Origin of the sequence: Streptomyces aurantiacus, assembly GCF_027107535.1 — a bacterium.
Classification (GTDB): domain Bacteria; phylum Actinomycetota; class Actinomycetes; order Streptomycetales; family Streptomycetaceae; genus Streptomyces.
Genome location: NZ_CP114283.1, coordinates 1 through 15,095, shown reverse-complemented (window position 1 = coordinate 15,095; position 15,095 = coordinate 1). Strand labels below are relative to the sequence as shown.

12 protein-coding genes and 1 tRNA gene are annotated in these 15,095 nt (G+C 68.1%); 1 reads left to right on the top strand and 12 read right to left on the bottom strand.

Features of this window, described 5'->3' with window-relative positions; genetic code table 11:
- Positions 1–29: 29 nt before the first annotated feature.
- Positions 30–1,409: a hypothetical protein gene (locus O1Q96_RS01775; protein WP_269246527.1), complete on the bottom strand. Its 1,380-nt coding sequence runs from the start codon at positions 1,407–1,409 to the stop codon at positions 30–32.
- Between the two features lie 246 nt (positions 1,410–1,655).
- Positions 1,656–1,784 (bottom strand): DLW-39 family protein, encoded by a 129-nt coding sequence (locus tag O1Q96_RS01770; protein ID WP_003999697.1) that lies wholly within the window; start codon positions 1,782–1,784, stop codon positions 1,656–1,658.
- A 327-nt stretch (positions 1,785–2,111) separates the two neighbouring features.
- Between O1Q96_RS01770 and O1Q96_RS01765 the strand changes: the two genes are divergently transcribed.
- Positions 2,112–2,444 carry a DUF6344 domain-containing protein gene (locus O1Q96_RS01765; protein ID WP_269246526.1) on the top strand — a complete coding sequence of 111 codons (333 nt, stop codon included), beginning with the start codon at positions 2,112–2,114 and terminating at the stop codon, positions 2,442–2,444.
- A 163-nt stretch (positions 2,445–2,607) separates the two neighbouring features.
- Here the strand turns inward: O1Q96_RS01765 and O1Q96_RS01760 are convergent, their stop codons facing one another.
- The 10 genes from O1Q96_RS01760 to dnaA form a co-directional block, all read right to left on the bottom strand.
- Positions 2,608–2,988, bottom strand: a complete 381-nt coding sequence (locus tag O1Q96_RS01760; RefSeq protein ID WP_269246525.1) for a VOC family protein — start codon at positions 2,986–2,988, stop codon at positions 2,608–2,610.
- 128 nt (positions 2,989–3,116) lie between these two features.
- Positions 3,117–3,193 (bottom strand) — tRNA-Ile (locus O1Q96_RS01755).
- A gap of 165 nt (positions 3,194–3,358) precedes the next feature.
- On the bottom strand, positions 3,359–4,093 hold the full coding sequence (locus O1Q96_RS01750) for a DUF3566 domain-containing protein (RefSeq protein ID WP_269246524.1): 735 nt from the start codon (positions 4,091–4,093) through the stop codon (positions 3,359–3,361).
- Between the two features lie 18 nt (positions 4,094–4,111).
- On the bottom strand, positions 4,112–6,700 hold the full coding sequence (gyrA, locus tag O1Q96_RS01745) for a DNA gyrase subunit A (RefSeq protein WP_269246523.1): 2,589 nt from the start codon (positions 6,698–6,700) through the stop codon (positions 4,112–4,114).
- A gap of 42 nt (positions 6,701–6,742) precedes the next feature.
- Positions 6,743–8,803: a DNA topoisomerase (ATP-hydrolyzing) subunit B gene (gyrB, locus tag O1Q96_RS01740; protein ID WP_269246522.1), complete on the bottom strand. Its 2,061-nt coding sequence runs from the start codon at positions 8,801–8,803 to the stop codon at positions 6,743–6,745.
- Positions 8,804–9,113: 310 nt separating this feature from the next.
- On the bottom strand, positions 9,114–9,647 hold the full coding sequence (locus tag O1Q96_RS01735) for a DciA family protein (protein ID WP_269246521.1): 534 nt from the start codon (positions 9,645–9,647) through the stop codon (positions 9,114–9,116).
- The gene (gene recF / locus O1Q96_RS01730) at positions 9,644–10,768 is read right to left on the bottom strand and encodes a DNA replication/repair protein RecF (protein ID WP_269246520.1); all 1,125 of its coding nucleotides are present in this window, start codon (positions 10,766–10,768) and stop codon (positions 9,644–9,646) included. Before recF ends, O1Q96_RS01735 begins: the two co-directional genes overlap by 4 nt.
- Before the next feature lie 70 nt (positions 10,769–10,838).
- The gene (gene gnd / locus O1Q96_RS01725) at positions 10,839–11,714 is read right to left on the bottom strand and encodes a phosphogluconate dehydrogenase (NAD(+)-dependent, decarboxylating) (protein WP_269246519.1); all 876 of its coding nucleotides are present in this window, start codon (positions 11,712–11,714) and stop codon (positions 10,839–10,841) included.
- Between the two features lie 130 nt (positions 11,715–11,844).
- Entirely contained in the window at positions 11,845–12,975 is a 1,131-nt protein-coding gene (dnaN, locus tag O1Q96_RS01720) for a DNA polymerase III subunit beta (RefSeq protein WP_269246518.1), read from the bottom strand.
- Between the two features lie 1,046 nt (positions 12,976–14,021).
- On the bottom strand, positions 14,022–15,095 hold a 1,074-nt coding region (gene dnaA / locus O1Q96_RS01715; protein WP_269246517.1), incomplete at its 5' end, for a chromosomal replication initiator protein DnaA.

Sequence of the window (15,095 nt, the reverse complement as noted above, 5' to 3'; positions counted from 1 at the left end):
CCGGACCGGTGGGTCGCTGGGGCGGCGGGCTACCGGCCCCGCGGACGTCCGTACGTCCGTGCGGCCACGCCGCCACCCGGCGCCACTCCCTCGGCCGTTTCCGCAGCCGCCCGCCGCCGGGCGATCACCGTCCACATCCCGAGCCCCAGAACCAGGACGCACCCCGCGCCGATCCCGCCCGCGGCCACCGCCTTCATCGCGGCGTTTCCGGCCGGGCCGTCGTCCTGCCCGGTCGCCGCACTGCCGCTCGCCGCGGCGTCCCGGTCCCCCGCGGTGACCTCGAACACGTCACGCGGCGCGGCGCGGCCGCCGTACACGGGCGCCGCCTTGGCCGCACCGCTCACCCGCACGCGCAGCGTCAGCTCGAACGGCCCGTCGCCGAACTTGTCGGCCATCCCCGCACCGAGATGAACGGCGAGGTAGTACCAGCCGGCGAACCGCATCCCGCCCACCTGGTCGTCGACGGCGTACCGGTTCTCGTACGCGACCGGCGGCAGCGGTTCCAGAGCGGTCTCCTTCCGCGTGCCGTCGTATCCGGTGTCGGCGTCGTCCACCAACGCGCGCGTGGGGTTGTGGAGCGACATGACGAGGGCGTTTCCGAGGAAGCCGTCGCCGTCCGCCGGTCCCAGTCCGGCGGTGGCGCCGACCTGTTGCCCCCAGTCGACGGGAACGCGGTAGAAGAGCGTCTGTCCGGCCCGGATCCGGTCCTTCCAGACGCCCTGTTCCAATGAACGCGCCTCGCTGAAGCTCGATCCGCCCTCGCGGGTCCTGGCCGCGCTGTCGAGTGCTTCAGGGGAGGCGGAGTCCCACACCTGGGGGGCGGTCGTCGGGGCGGTCTTCTCGAGCGCGGGCTCCGACACGTACTGAAGCTCCAGTTCCCAGTCGTCCGGCGAGGATCCGGCGCGGCTCGTGCGCTCGACGAGCACCGAGTACGTACCGGCGCTCTTGCAGGAGTAGGTGCCGGGGCCGGCCCGGCGCGACGCCCAGGCCGTGAGCGGGCGAGGGCTCTCTGTGGGTCCGAAGCGGGCGGCGCCGGCGTCCCCGGAGAAACACTTGTGACCGTCGGGATCCTGCAGGGACACCTTGATGCCGTCGGAATACACGACCTTCGTGCCCCGCTTGGGGACGGCGGTTGCCGACACGTACGCGCTGGACGTCCTGTCGAGCCGCAGCCCGTAGTACAGCTTGCCCTTGTCTCGGAGGGTGCTCCGGTAGATCGCACCGGGCTTCAGACGTTCGGCGTCAGCAGTCGTCGCCGCGCCCTCGACCCGCACGGCATCGGCGGCGAAGCGGTACGGAGGGGGAGTGCCGGCCGCTGTCGCCCGGTCCGCCGGTGCCACGACCGAGAGCAGCGCCGCCGCTCCGGCCAGGACCGTACGGCCGCGCCACCATCCCGTGCGCCGCCCCATCACGCGCCCCCTCACCCCGGACCGTCACCCATCGGGCTCCTCGGGCCGGCGCCGTTCCGACGCTGTGTTCGAACGCCCGCGAAGCCTCGACCATCCTGCCTGTCGGACCGCCGCGCCACCCCTTCTTCCGTGACACAAGCGCTTCCTGTGACGTTCCGCGCGCTCCTGACAGGAATGAAGCCCCGGGGCAACACAAAACCCCGACCGCGAGGCGGCCGGGGTCTGTACTGAGACTGTCGTCGATGCTCACGAACCCGTGGGCACGGAGTCGGTCGCCTCCGTCCACAGATCCTGCTCGGCGCGATCCGCCTGGATCTGGCGGTACACGAGGAGCCCGCCGATGGCGGCCAGTGCGACCAGGAGAAGCTTCTTCACCGCGAGACCTCGTCTTTCCTTGGTGTTGGGGGCCTTCTGGCGCCCGACTATACACACCGGCCGATACCGATCGGTGACCTGCGTCAACAGCCAACTCCCGCCCGGCGCACAGCAGTACAACCGGACGACGCGGCTCCCGTCACGGCTCGACGAGTACCCGCACACCCCGACTTTCACCTCCTTCTGCTGCCTTTCGGCCTTCTTGGGGCCATCCGAGTGGTGTTGATCTGAAGATCGACGCGCCACGGGCGCGGATCCACCACTTCGCGGCCTCCATACACATCATGAGGAAAGTACGCAAATCGCCCAACCTGAAAGTGAGGGGCCATGGCCAAGAACCGGGTCATGAAGCTGTGGACCGCGGTCATCACCGCGTTCATCACGCTGTGCACGACGCTCGGACTCGTCACGACGGCCGGTGCGGCCACGGCTGTACAGCAGCCGGAGAGCCCGCGCAAGAGCAGCGCGAGCGTGATGTTCCCGACGACGGTCCACTGGGCGTGGGCATTCACCCGCTCCCTGCCCCCCACCATGAAGCAACGCATCCGCGCCGAGGCACACGGCTCCTCACCGAGCTGCCGCCACCGCGCACCGGCGGACACGGACGAGACCTCCGACGAGGAGGCGGATTCCGCCGCGCCATGCCCGGATCAGACGTAGCCAGGCGGCGTCCTCTCTCTCCATGGACCCGCCCCTGTCTGACCCGACCTCTACGTAGACCCCCTTTACCTGTTTCACACGTCACGTCCGGGCGAACTTGCGTACGCAATCGGACACACGGAAAGACCCCCAACCGGTACTGGTTGGGGGTCTTCGTCTGCGGTCAGGAGGACCGGGGAGGGTTGCGGCACAGACAGAACGGATGCCCGGCCGGGTCCGTGTAGACCTGCCAGCCGTAGCCGGACTCGCCGACGAAGCTCTTCTGGAGGGTGGCTCCCAGCTCGGTCGCCCGGCGGTTTTCGGGCTCGAACTCGTCCACTTCGAAGTCGAGGTGGAACTGCTGCGGATGCTCCTGACCCGGCCAGGTGGGCGGCTGGTAGTTCTCCACCCGCTGGAACGACAGCTCGACGCCGTCGTTGCGCAGGTTGACCCAGTCCTCCTGGCTGATGTCGGTGTTGATCTCCCAGCCCAGCAGCTCGGCGTAGAACTCGGCCAGCTTCCAGGGATCGGGACAGTCAAGGATGACATCGGTGAACGTCAGCATCCGATCATCATAAAACGCGGCGCCTGACGACCGCGATGCTCGCCGAGCCACTGGAATACCGACTCGTCGGCTGATGTCGGCCGGGATGCCAAAGACCCCCAACCGCGATCGGTTGGGGGTCTTCTGGCTGGTGGGGCTAACAGGATTTGAACCTGTGGCCTCATCCTTATCAGGGATGCGCTCTAACCAACTGAGCTATAGCCCCGCCGCGCTCTGCGGTGTATGTCCCGCGCGCTGACCTCTGAAGATTAGCGCACGACGGGGTCAGTCCCAAAATCGGTATCCGCGCCCCGCTCCAGCCTGCCCCGACAGCGCGAGAGCGCACCCCGGACAGGGATGCGCTCTCGCCGTGAAGCGGTGGTGACAACGTTTACTCGTCCTCGGCGAGCGTCAGCTCGACACCGCCGACGAAGCCCGCGGAGAGGTTGTAGATGAACGCGCCGAGCGTGGCGAGCGCGGTGGCGAGGACGACGTCGATGACAGCGATGATCGACGTGAAGATGAGCACGCGCGGCAGCGACAGGAACGACTGCAGGTCGAAACCGTTGGACTCGTTCGAGCCGGTGGCCTCGGAGATCGTGCCGCCCACCGTGGAGAAGACACCCATGGCGTCCATGACCATCCACAGCACCGCGGCCGCGACGATCGTGCAGATGCCGAGCGCGATGGAGAGCAGGAAGCTGACCTTCATCACCGACCACGGGTCGGCCTTGGACACCCGCAGACGCGCCTTGCGGGTGCGGGGCGTCGTACGGGCCCCGGTGCGCGGCAGGCGAACGGCGGGGCCGGCGGCGGGTGCCGCCTGCGCCGGGTACGCCTGCGGCGGGTGGTAGGGCTGGGCGGCCTGCTGCGGCTGCCGCTCCCCCGGCAGGGGCGAGGCCGGAGCCGGGGGCCCCGCCGTGCCCGAAGGTGCCCCCGGGCCCGGAGGCGCCGGCGAGGCTGGGGCCGCACCGGCCGCGTACTGCGGCGTCTGTGGGCCTCGGGTGTCCGTCACAGTTCCCCCCTGGGATCCATGAGAGTCATGGGAGTCAGTCGCCTCCGTGGCGGGGCCACGGCCGCCGTCCGTATCCGTATCGGTCGAACCGGCGCCCGTGGCTCCGCTCACGATGACTCACTCCTCGCGCTACTCGTCCGAGGACCGCTCGCCCTCGTCCGTGCCGGCGACCGTCTCGACCTCGTCCGAGTCGTCGACCACCCCGTCGACTTCCTCGGCCTCGCGACCGGCCTCGGCGTTACGTGCGATGCCGACGACGGCATCGCGCTTGCCCAGGTTGATCAGTTGGACGCCCATGGTGTCACGGCCCGTCTCCCTGACCTCGTTGACTCGCGTACGAATCACACCGCCGGACAGCGTGATGGCGAGGATCTCATCGGTCCCCTCGACCACCAGCGCGCCGACGAGAGAACCGCGGTCCTCGACGATCTTGGCGGCCTTGATACCCAGGCCACCGCGACCCTGGACGCGGTACTCGTCGACGGCGGTCCGCTTCGCGTACCCACCGTCTGTGGCAGTGAACACGAACGTACCGGGTCGAACAACATTCATCGAGAGCAGCTGGTCCCCCTCGCGGAAGCTCATGCCCTTGACGCCCGAGGTCGCACGGCCCATTGGACGCAGTGCGTCGTCCGTCGCCGTGAACCTGATCGATTGTGCCTTTTTGCTGATCAGAAGCAGATCGTCCTCTGCCGAAACCAGTTCGGCTCCGATCAGTTCGTCATCGGAACCGTCCTCCGTTTCGCGGAGATTGATCGCGATCACGCCGCCCGAACGCGGTGAATCGTAATCCTTCAAGGGCGTCTTCTTCACAAGTCCGCCCTTGGTGGCGAGCACCAGGTAGGGCACCGCGTCGTAGTCGCGGATCGCGAGGATCTCGGCGATCGCCTCGTCCGGCTGGAAAGCCAGGAGGTTGGCGACGTGCTGTCCACGCGCGTCACGCCCGGCGTCGGGAAGCTCGTACGCCTTCGCCCGGTAGACGCGGCCCTTGTTGGTGAAGAACAGCAGCCAGTGGTGCGTCGTCGACACGAAGAAGTGGTCGACGATGTCGTCTTCCTTGAGCTTCGTGCCGCGTACGCCCTTGCCGCCGCGCTTCTGCGAGCGGTAGTCCTCGGTCTTGGTCCGCTTGATGTAGCCGCCGCGCGAGATGGTGACGACGATGTCCTCTTCGGCGATCAGGTCCTCCATGGACATGTCGCCGTCGAAGGGCACCAGCTTGGAGCGGCGGTCGTCGCCGAACTTCTCGACGATCGCGGCGAGTTCCTCGCTGATGATGCCGCGCTGACGCACGGGCGAGGCCAGGATCTCGTTGTACTGGCGGATCTTCGCCTGGAGTTCGTCGTGCTCGGAGACGATCTTCTGGCGCTCCAGGGCGGCCAGGCGGCGCAGCTGCATCTCGAGGATGGCGTTCGCCTGGATCTCGTCGATCTCCAGGAGGCCCATGAGGCCCTCTCGGGCGATGTCGACGGTGTCACTGCGCCGGATCAGCGCGATGACCTCGTCGATGGCGTCCAGGGCCTTCAGGAGGCCACGCAGGATGTGCGCACGCTCCTCGGCCTTGCGCAGCCTGAAGCGCGTACGGCGGACGATGACCTCGATCTGGTGGCTCACCCAGTGGCGGATGAACGCGTCGAGCGACAGCGTGCGCGGCACGCCGTCCACCAGCGCCAGCATGTTGGCGCCGAAGTTCGTCTGCAGGTCGGTGTGCTTGTAGAGGTTGTTCAGGACGACCTTGGCGACCGCGTCCCGCTTCAGGACGATGACCAGGCGCTGGCCGGTACGGGACGACGTCTCGTCGCGGACGTCCGCGATGCCGCCGACCTTGCCGTCCTTCACCAGGTCGGCGATCTTCTGCGCGAGGTTGTCGGGGTTGACCTGGTAGGGGAGCTCGGTGACCACCAGGCACTGGCGGTTCTGGATCTCCTCGACCGCGACGACCGCGCGCATCGTGATGGAGCCACGACCCGTGCGGTACGCCTCCTCGATGCCCTTTCGGCCCACCACCAGAGCACCGCTCGGGAAGTCGGGGCCCTTGATGCGCTCGATCAGCGCGTCCAGGAGCTCCTCGTGCGAGGCCTCGGGGTTCTCCAGGTACCACTGGGCGCCGGACGCGACCTCGCGCAGGTTGTGCGGCGGGATGTTGGTGGCCATGCCGACCGCGATGCCCGCCGAGCCGTTGATCAGCAGGTTCGGGAAGCGGGCCGGCAGGACGGTCGGCTCCTGGGAGCGGCCGTCGTAGTTGTCCGTGAAGTCGACGGTGTCCTCGTCGATGTCCCGGACCATCTCCATGGACAGCGGCATCATCTTGCACTCGGTGTACCGCATGGCGGCGGCCGGGTCGTTGCCCGGAGAACCGAAGTTGCCGTTGGAGTCCACCAGCGGCATCCGCATCGACCACGGCTGCGCGAGTCGCACCAGCGCGTCGTAGATCGAGGAGTCGCCGTGCGGGTGGTAGTTGCCCATGACGTCGCCGACGACGCGGGCGCACTTGTAGAAGCCCTTCTCGGGCCGGTAGCCGCCGTCGTACATGGCGTACAGGACGCGGCGGTGGACGGGCTTGAGACCGTCCCGTACGTCGGGCAGCGCACGCGACACGATGACGGACATCGCGTAGTCGAGGTATGAGCGCTGCATCTCGGTCTCGAGCCCGACGGGCTCGACACGCAGGGAGAACGCGCTGTCCTCTTCAGGGGTGATCGGAGTGTTCTCGTCGGTCATTGCTGGTGCAGATCCTTTCTGACGCGGTCAGCTGAGACCGACTCAGATGTCGAGGAAGCGGACGTCCTTGGCGTTGCGCTGGATGAACGCGCGGCGCGCCTCGACGTCCTCGCCCATGAGGACCGAGAAGAGGTCGTCGGCCTGGGCGGCGTCGTCGAGCGTGACCTGGCCGAGGACGCGGTGCTCCTGGTCCATGGTCGTGATGCGCAGCTCCTCGGCGTTCATCTCACCGAGACCCTTGAAGCGCTGGATCGAGTCCTCCCTGACGCGCTTGCCGTTCTGCCGGCCCAGCTCGATCAGGGCGTCGCGCTCGCGGTCCGAGTACGCGTACTCGAAGTCGTCGCGGCCCCACTTGATCTTGTAGAGCGGCGGACGGGACAGGAACACGTGCCCGGCCTCGACCAGCGGCCGCATGAAGCGGAACAGGAAGGTCAGCAGCAGGGTGTTGATGTGCTGGCCGTCGACGTCGGCGTCCGCCATCAGGATGATCTTGTGATAGCGCAGCTTCGCGATGTCGAAGTCCTCGTGGACCCCGGTGCCGAAGGCCGAGATCAGCGCCTGGATCTCCTGGTTCTGCAGGATCTTGTCGATCCGCGCCTTCTCGACGTTCAGGATCTTGCCGCGGATCGGGAGGATCGCCTGGTACTGCGGGTTCCGGCCGGACTTGGCCGAACCGCCGGCGGAGTCGCCCTCGACGATGAAGATCTCGCACTTGATCGGGTCGTTCGACTGGCAGTCGCTCAGCTTGCCCGGCAGCGACGCCGTCTCCAGGAGACCCTTGCGGCGCGTCAGGTCGCGGGCCTTGCGGGCCGCCACGCGCGCGGTGGCCGCCTGGATGGACTTGCGGATGATGTCCGCGGCCTCGTTCGGGTTGCGGTCCAGCCAGTCGCTGATGTGCTCGTGGACGACCTTCTGGACGAAGGTCTTCGCCTCGGTGTTGCCCAGCTTGGTCTTGGTCTGGCCCTCGAACTGCGGCTCGCCCAGCTTGATCGAGATGATCGCCGTCAGACCCTCGCGGATGTCGTCACCCGTGAGGTTGTCGTCCTTCTCGCGGAGCAGCTTCTTGTCGCGCGCGTACCGGTTGATGAGGCCGGTGAGCGCCGCACGGAAGCCCTCCTCGTGCGTACCGCCCTCGTGGGTGTGGATGGTGTTGGCGAAGGAGTACACGCCCTCGCTGTAACCGCCGTTCCACTGCATCGCGACCTCGAGGGAGAGCATGCGCTCCTTGTCCTCGGCCTCGATGTCGATCACGGTGGGGTGGACGACCTCGCCCTTGCGGGAGTTGAGGTACGTCACGAAGTCGACGATGCCGCCCTCGTAGTGGTAGGTGACGGTCCTGACCTCTACGGGCTCGTCCGCACCGGCCTCGTCGGCGCCCACCGTCGCCTTCGCCGAATCGCGCTCATCAGTGAGTTTGATTGTCAAACCCTTGTTGAGGAACGCCATCTCCTGGAAGCGCCGCGAGAGCGTCTCGAAGGAGTAGTCAGTGGTCTCGAAGATGTCCCCGTCGGCCCAGAAGGTGACCGACGTGCCGGTCTCGTCCGTGGTCTCGTGCTGGGCCAGCGGGGCCGTCGGGACGCCGAGCTTGTAGTCCTGCGTCCAGCGGCGGCCCTCGGTCCTGATCTCCACGGCCACCTTGGTGGACAACGCGTTCACGACGGAGACACCCACGCCGTGCAGACCGCCGGAGACCGCGTAGCCGCCGCCGCCGAACTTGCCGCCCGCGTGCAGCACGGTCAGTACGACCTCGACGGCGGGCTTGCCCTCGGAGGGGACGATGCCCACCGGGATGCCGCGGCCGTTGTCGACGACGCGGACGCCGCCGTCGGGGAGGATCGTCACGTCGATGGTGTCCGCGTGGCCGGCCAGCGCCTCGTCGACGGAGTTGTCCACCACCTCGTACACGAGGTGGTGCAGTCCGCGCTCACCGGTCGAGCCGATGTACATGCCGGGTCGCTTGCGGACCGCGTCCAGACCCTCGAGGACGGTGATGGCGCTGGCATCGTACGAGGCTGTGACCTCGCCGTTCGAGGTCTGAAGCTCGATTTTCGCGCCCGCGTCGGTGGACGGGATGTTCTCGTTGGGGTTGCCGGAATCGGCCACGAAGCGCCCTTTCTGGCACAGCACAAGCCGAACTCCCGGCGGGTGGCCGGAGCGGCTGCGGCGTGTTGCGTTGGTAAGCCTTTGTCAGCGTTGCTCGGTGTGTCCCACAAGTGGGGCGGTATTAGCTTCCAGTCTACCGGTAGCGCCGACAGTGATGGGGGTTTGCCGGTACCTGAGTCCGCATGTGCCGCCCTGAACCGGTCTCCGCCGACTCCCCATATGTGGCCCAGGGCTCAAAGAGGCGCAGAGCGGCACTCAGCGCTTCGGGGTGTCAACCCCCCGCTACGGACGGCATACCGTCCGGTCTGGCTCAACCGTAGGTGTCGCCGGGACCTGTGCTGCCGGGGGCGCGCAAGGGGCCGAAGCGGTGGGCGGGGCCCCCGGGGCCGAGCACCTTGATCAGCCTCACCGTGCCGTGCCCGAGGTCCTCGTTCAGTCGCGCGACCAGCTGCGGAGCCAGCAGCCGCAGGTTGGTCGCCCAGGCGGTCGAGTCGCACCGCACGATCAGTACGCGCTCGTCCTCGTCGTACTTCTCCGGCACGCAGTGCTTGGCCAGGTCGTCCCCGACGATCTGCGGCCAGCGGCCCATGACCCCGCCGACCGCGGCCGGTGTCTCCCAGCCGCGCTCGGTGATGAGCCGGTTGATGGCGGAGCCGAGCGCCATCGGGTCCCGCCCGTCGGCGTGCGCGCCGGAGCGCAGGCCTCCACGGCGCGCCTGCTTCTTCTCCCGTGCCGCGTCCCCACGCGCGCGTGCCTGCTCCTTGGCCGCCCGCAGCGCCACGCGCGCGAGGTCCACGCCGGAGGGCTCGGGGGTGTCTTTCGGTTCAGGTGTGTTCTCGCTCATACGCGTTCCACCGCGCCCTCGGACACGACGAACCGCGTCCCCGTGAGTACGTCCGGTACGTCGTCGTCGACCGCGGCCGTCACCAGCACCTGCTCGCCCGGTGCGACCAGCTCGGCGAGGCGCTCGCGGCGGCGGGTGTCCAGCTCGGCGAACACGTCGTCGAGGACCAGCACCGGCTCGTTGCCCTCGGCCCGCAGCAGGTCGTAGGAGGCCAGGCGCAGGGCCAGCGCGTACGACCAGGACTCGCCGTGGGACGCGTATCCCTTCGCGGGCAGCTGGCCGAGTTTGAGCAGCAGTTCGTCCCTGTGGGGGCCCACGAGCGTGACGCCCCGCTCGATCTCCTGCTTGCGGGTCTCCGCCAGGGCCGCCATCAGCTCTTCGTACAGCTCCTCGCGCGCGTGACCGGTGATCCCGGGCGAGGAGGGCTTGTACTCGAGGGTCACCGGCCCGCCGCCCGGCGCCAGCTGCTCGTACGCCTTGTCGGCCAGCGGCTGGATCGTGGCGACGAGGTCGAGTCGCTGTGCGAGCAGCTCGGCGCCGACGCGGGCGAGGTGCTGGTCCCACACGTCGAGTGTGGACAGGTCCATCGTGCGGCCGCCGTGGCGGCGGGCGAGCGCGGCCGACTTCAGGAGCGTGTTGCGCTGCCTCAGGACACGGTCGTAGTCCGAGCGCACGCCCGCCATGCGCGGGGAGCGCGCGGTGATCAGCTCGTCGAGGAAGCGGCGGCGCTCCCCGGGGTCGCCCTTGACCAGCGCGAGGTCCTCGGGGGCGAACAGCACGGTCCGTACGATCCCGAGCACGTCACGGGGCCTGACCTGCGAGGACCTGTTGATGCGGGCGCGGTTGGCCTTGCCGGGGTTCAGCTCCAGCTCGACGAGCTGTTGGCGTTCGCCCTGCTTCACGTTGGCCCGGATGATCGCGCGGTCGGCGCCCATCCGCACGAGAGGTGCGTCGGACGAGACGCGGTGGCTGCCGAGCGTGGCCAGATAGCCGACCGCCTCGACAAGGTTGGTCTTGCCCTGGCCGTTGGGCCCCACGAACGCGGTGACGCCCGGGTCGAGCGGGACCTCGACCAGGGCGTACGAGCGGAAGTCGGCCAGCGACAGATGCGTGACGTGCATGGTCGTTCGCCGACCTCCCCCAGGGCTGTGGATCCGCGGAGCGGACCTGTGGATGCTTCTTCTTCCCGGACTACTTCTTCTCGACCGCGTGGCCGCCGAACTGGTTGCGCAGGGCCGCGACCATCTTCATCTGCGGTGAGTCGTCCTGGCGGGACGCGAACCGTGCGAAGAGCGAGGCGGTGATCGCGGGCAGCGGCACGGCGTTGTCGATGGCCGCCTCGACCGTCCAGCGGCCCTCGCCGGAGTCCTGCGCGTACCCGCGCAGCTTCTCCAGGTGTTCGTCCTCGTCCAGGGCGTTGACCGCGAGGTCGAGCAGCCAGGAACGGATGACGGTGCCCTCCTGCCAGGAGCGGAAGACCTCACGCACATCGGTGACGGAGTCGACGGCCTGCAGGAGCTCCCAGCCCTCGGCGTAGGCCTGCATCATCGCGTACTCGATGCCGTTGTGGACCATCTTGGAGAAGTGGCCGGCGCCCACCTTGCCCGCGTGGACGAACCCCGCCTCGCCCTCCGGCTTGAGGGCGTCGAAGACGGGCTGGACCCGGGCGATGTGTTCGGCGTCGCCGCCGACCATCAGGGCGTAGCCGTTCTCCAGGCCCCACACACCGCCCGAGACGCCCGCGTCCACGAAGCCGATGCCCTTCGCCGCCAGTTCCCCGGCGTGCTTCTCGTCGTCCGTCCAGCGGGAGTTCCCGCCGTCCACGACCACGTCACCGGGCTCCAGGAGCTCGGCCAGCTCATCGATGGTGGACTGGGTCGCGGCACCCGCCGGAACCATCACCCACACCACCCGCGGCCCCTTGAGTTTGCCCACCAGTTCGGTGAGGCTGCTGACGTCGGCGAGGTCCGGGTTGCGGTCGTATCCGATGACGGTGTGGCCTGCGCGGCGAATGCGCTCGCGCATGTTGCCGCCCATCTTGCCGAGGCCGACGAGACCGAGCTCCATCAGGTTGTTCCTTCACTAGCGATGTGGCAGGAGAGCACTTTCGTACCTGTGTCCGAGCCTAAACCCGGACGCTCCTGCACACCTGTGGGCATAGCCGCTCAGACGTACGCCCTCACCTGCGGCTCTTCCGTCAGCCGCTGAGCCGCACCGGCATGATCAGGTACTTGTAGGCCTCGTCCGCCTCGGCGTCCAGAGCGGGCTTGCCACTGAGGAGCGCCGGCTTGGTGGACGTCGTGAAGGAGAGCTGCGCGACCGGGGAGTCGATGGCGCTCAGTCCGTCGAGCAGGAACGTCGGGTTGAAGGCGATCGAGACGTCGTCACCCTCCAGCTGCGCGTCGACCCTCTCCACAGCCTGTGCGTCGTCGCTGGAACCTGCCTCCAGGATCAGCACGCCCTGCTCGAAGCTCAGCCGCACCGGGGTGTTCCGCTCGGCGACCAGGGCCACACGCTTGACGGCCTCCACGAAGGGGGCGGTCTCGATGACGGTGATCGAGTTGAACTCCGTCGGGAACAGCGAGCGGTACTTCGGGAGGTCACCCTCCAGCAGACGCGTGGTCGTCCGCCTCCCCGCGCCCTCGAAACCGATCAGGCCCTCGCCCGCTCCGGAGCCGGACAGCGCCAGGATGACGCTGTCGCCGCTCGTGAGGGCCTTGGCGGTGTCCAGGAGCGTCTTGGCGGGCACCAGGGCGACCGCGGACGCCTCCGGGTTCTCCGGCTTCCACAGGAACTCACGGACCGCGAAGCGGTAGCGGTCGGTGGACGCCAGCGTGACCGTGTCGCCCTCGATCTCGATGCGCACGCCGGTGAGGACGGGCAGCGTGTCGTCGCGGCCCGCGGCGATGGCGACCTGGGCGGCGGCGGAGGCGAACACCTCACCGGGGACGGTGCCGGTCGCGGACGGCATCTGCGGCAGCGCCGGGTATTCCTCCACAGGCAGTGTGTGGAGTGTGAACCGCGAGGAGCCGCAGACCACGGTCGCCCGTACACCGTCTGTGGAAATCTCCACCGGCCGGTTGGGGAGAGCGCGGCAGATGTCGGCGAGCAGGCGGCCGGAGACGAGCACCGTGCCTTCCTCGTCGATCTCGGCATCCACGGAGACCCGGGCCGAGACCTCGTAGTCGAAGCTGGAGAGGCTCAGCGCGCCCTCCTCGGCCTTCAGAAGGAGGCCGGCGAGCACAGGCGCCGGCGGACGGGCCGGGAGGCTGCGTGCCGCCCAGGCCACTGCCTCCGCGAGTACGTCGCGTTCCACCCGGATCTTCACCGTTGCCGCCTCCGTCTGTTGCCGGCGCTCTCGCCCTGCTTCGCCTTCGTCTTCTGACTCGGTGTCGCTCAGCCCACTGATGGGCAGGACGCCGGGGACCAGTCTGACGCACCGCACTGACAGTCGGCGCCCCTCGGGGTCAAGTCGTTCCGGGCGGCACCCGAGGTGCCGAGCGGGAGTTGTGCACAGCCCCGTCTTCTAAACGATTGCCAGGCTCTCTCTAGTTGTCAGTAGTAGTAGGGGCTGTGGATACCGTGGATAACCCCGTATTCGCAGGTCAGGGTCTGTTTTTTGTCCACTGGCCCTGTGGGCGGAGGCGGTGGATAACAGGCGTCTTCTGTGGACGGGGGAAAGTTCTGCACACCCGATGCACAGGCAGGGGGTAGTTCTCCCCAGCGCCGTCCCCAGCTTTACCCACGTTCCCCACAGCCCAACCCGGCACCTTCGTGTGACGCCTTTCACTCGACACGGTGAGAAGGCGCGTCGGGTTGCCGAACAGTGGACAGCGGTGTGGAGAAGCTGAAGATCGCTGGGGACAACCGCCCCCAGCCTGTGGGCCGCCGGTGGACAACTTTCTGCACAGCCTGTGGATCTTCTCGCTGTCCACAGTCTGTGGAGATCGTTCGTCCACCGATCCACAGGCATCTGAGCTGGGCTGATGTTCTTTCGGCAGTGCACCCTGTGGACACGAACTGGACAACTTCGCGGTCCCCAGGATGTGGACGCGAGAAAGTCCACGAATCTGTGGAGGGCGGCCGTAACCAGGCCTCTATTCGAACACCTGGTGGCGTTCAGGTAACCCCGAAGCGGCTCCGGACACGGCTCGGGAGGGCTTCCGGAGCGCCCGGGAGGGGTGCGGGGGCTCTCGGATGCAGGTCCTCGCGGGGCGTAGGAGGGCTCTGAGAGCGGCCGACGGCGTCCTCGAACCGCGTGCCGGAGCGGTCGGCGACGCACCTGGAACGCACAGGGGACGCTCGCCGACACAGCGGAAGGCGCCCTCGGGAAAAATTCCCGGAGGCGCCTTCGGCGACGTACCGCCGTGGGTGTCAGCCGTTCTTGATGCGGTTCGTGAGCTCGGTGACCTGGTTGTAGATCGAGCGGCGCTCGGCCATCAGCGCGCGGATCTTGCGGTCCGCGTGCATGACGGTCGTGTGGTCGCGGCCGCCGAACTGCGCGCCGATCTTCGGCAGAGAGAGGTCCGTGAGCTCGCGGCAGAGGTACATGGCGATCTGGCGTGCCGTCACGAGGACCCGGCTGCGGGAGGAGCCGCACAGGTCGTCCACCGTGAGGCCGAAGTAGTCGGCGGTGGCAGCCATGATGGCCGGCGCGGTGATCTCGGGGGACGAGTCCTCGCCGCCGGGGATCAGGTCCTTGAGGACGATCTCGGTCAGACCGAGATCCACCGGCTGCCGGTTGAGCGACGCGAACGCCGTCACCCGGATCAGCGCGCCCTCCAGCTCGCGGATGTTGCGCGAGATGCGGGACGCGATGAACTCCAGCACCTCCGGCGGGGCGTTCAGCTGCTCCTGCACCGCCTTCTTACGGAGGATCGCGATACGCGTCTCCAGCTCGGGCGGCTGGACGTCGGTGATCAGACCCCACTCGAAACGGTTCCGCAGCCGGTCCTCCAGCGTCACCAGCTGCTTGGGCGGACGGTCGCTGGAGAGCACGATCTGCTTGTTCGCGTTGTGGAGCGTGTTGAAGGTGTGGAAGAACTCCTCCTGCGTCGACTCCTTGTCCGCCAGGAACTGGATGTCGTCCACGAGCAGGATGTCCATCTCGCGGTACCGCTTGCGGAAGCTGTCGCCCTTGCCGTCGCGGATGGAGTTGATGAACTCGTTGGTGAACTCCTCGGAGCTGACGTACCGCACCCGCGTGCCCGGGTAGAGGCTGCGGGCGTAGTGCCCGATCGCGTGCAGCAGGTGCGTCTTGCCGAGGCCGGACTCCCCGTAGATGAACAGCGGGTTGTACGCCTTGGCCGGGGCCTCCGCGACGGCGACCGCGGCCGCGTGCGCGAAACGGTTCGAGGCACCGATGACGAAGGTGTCGAAGAGGTACTTCGGATTCAGGCGCGCTGTGGGCTCGCCGGGGCCCGTCGCCGGAGCCGGCTGTGCGGCCAG

Bases quoted from the DNA above. Each gene is read 5' to 3' on its own strand.
- gyrA (WP_269246523.1), bottom strand. From the start codon at position 6,700: ATGACCGACGAGAACACTCCGATCACCCCTGAAGAGGACAGCGCGTTC.
- O1Q96_RS01760 (WP_269246525.1), bottom strand. From the start codon at position 2,988: ATGCTGACGTTCACCGATGTCATCCTTGACTGTCCCGATCCCTGGAAG.
- gnd (WP_269246519.1), bottom strand. From the start codon at position 11,714: ATGGAGCTCGGTCTCGTCGGCCTCGGCAAGATGGGCGGCAACATGCGC.
- O1Q96_RS01775 (WP_269246527.1), bottom strand. From the start codon at position 1,409: ATGGGGCGGCGCACGGGATGGTGGCGCGGCCGTACGGTCCTGGCCGGA.
- O1Q96_RS01765 (WP_269246526.1), top strand. From the start codon at position 2,112: ATGGCCAAGAACCGGGTCATGAAGCTGTGGACCGCGGTCATCACCGCG.
- O1Q96_RS01735 (WP_269246521.1), bottom strand. From the start codon at position 9,647: ATGAGCGAGAACACACCTGAACCGAAAGACACCCCCGAGCCCTCCGGC.
- recF (WP_269246520.1), bottom strand. From the start codon at position 10,768: ATGCACGTCACGCATCTGTCGCTGGCCGACTTCCGCTCGTACGCCCTG.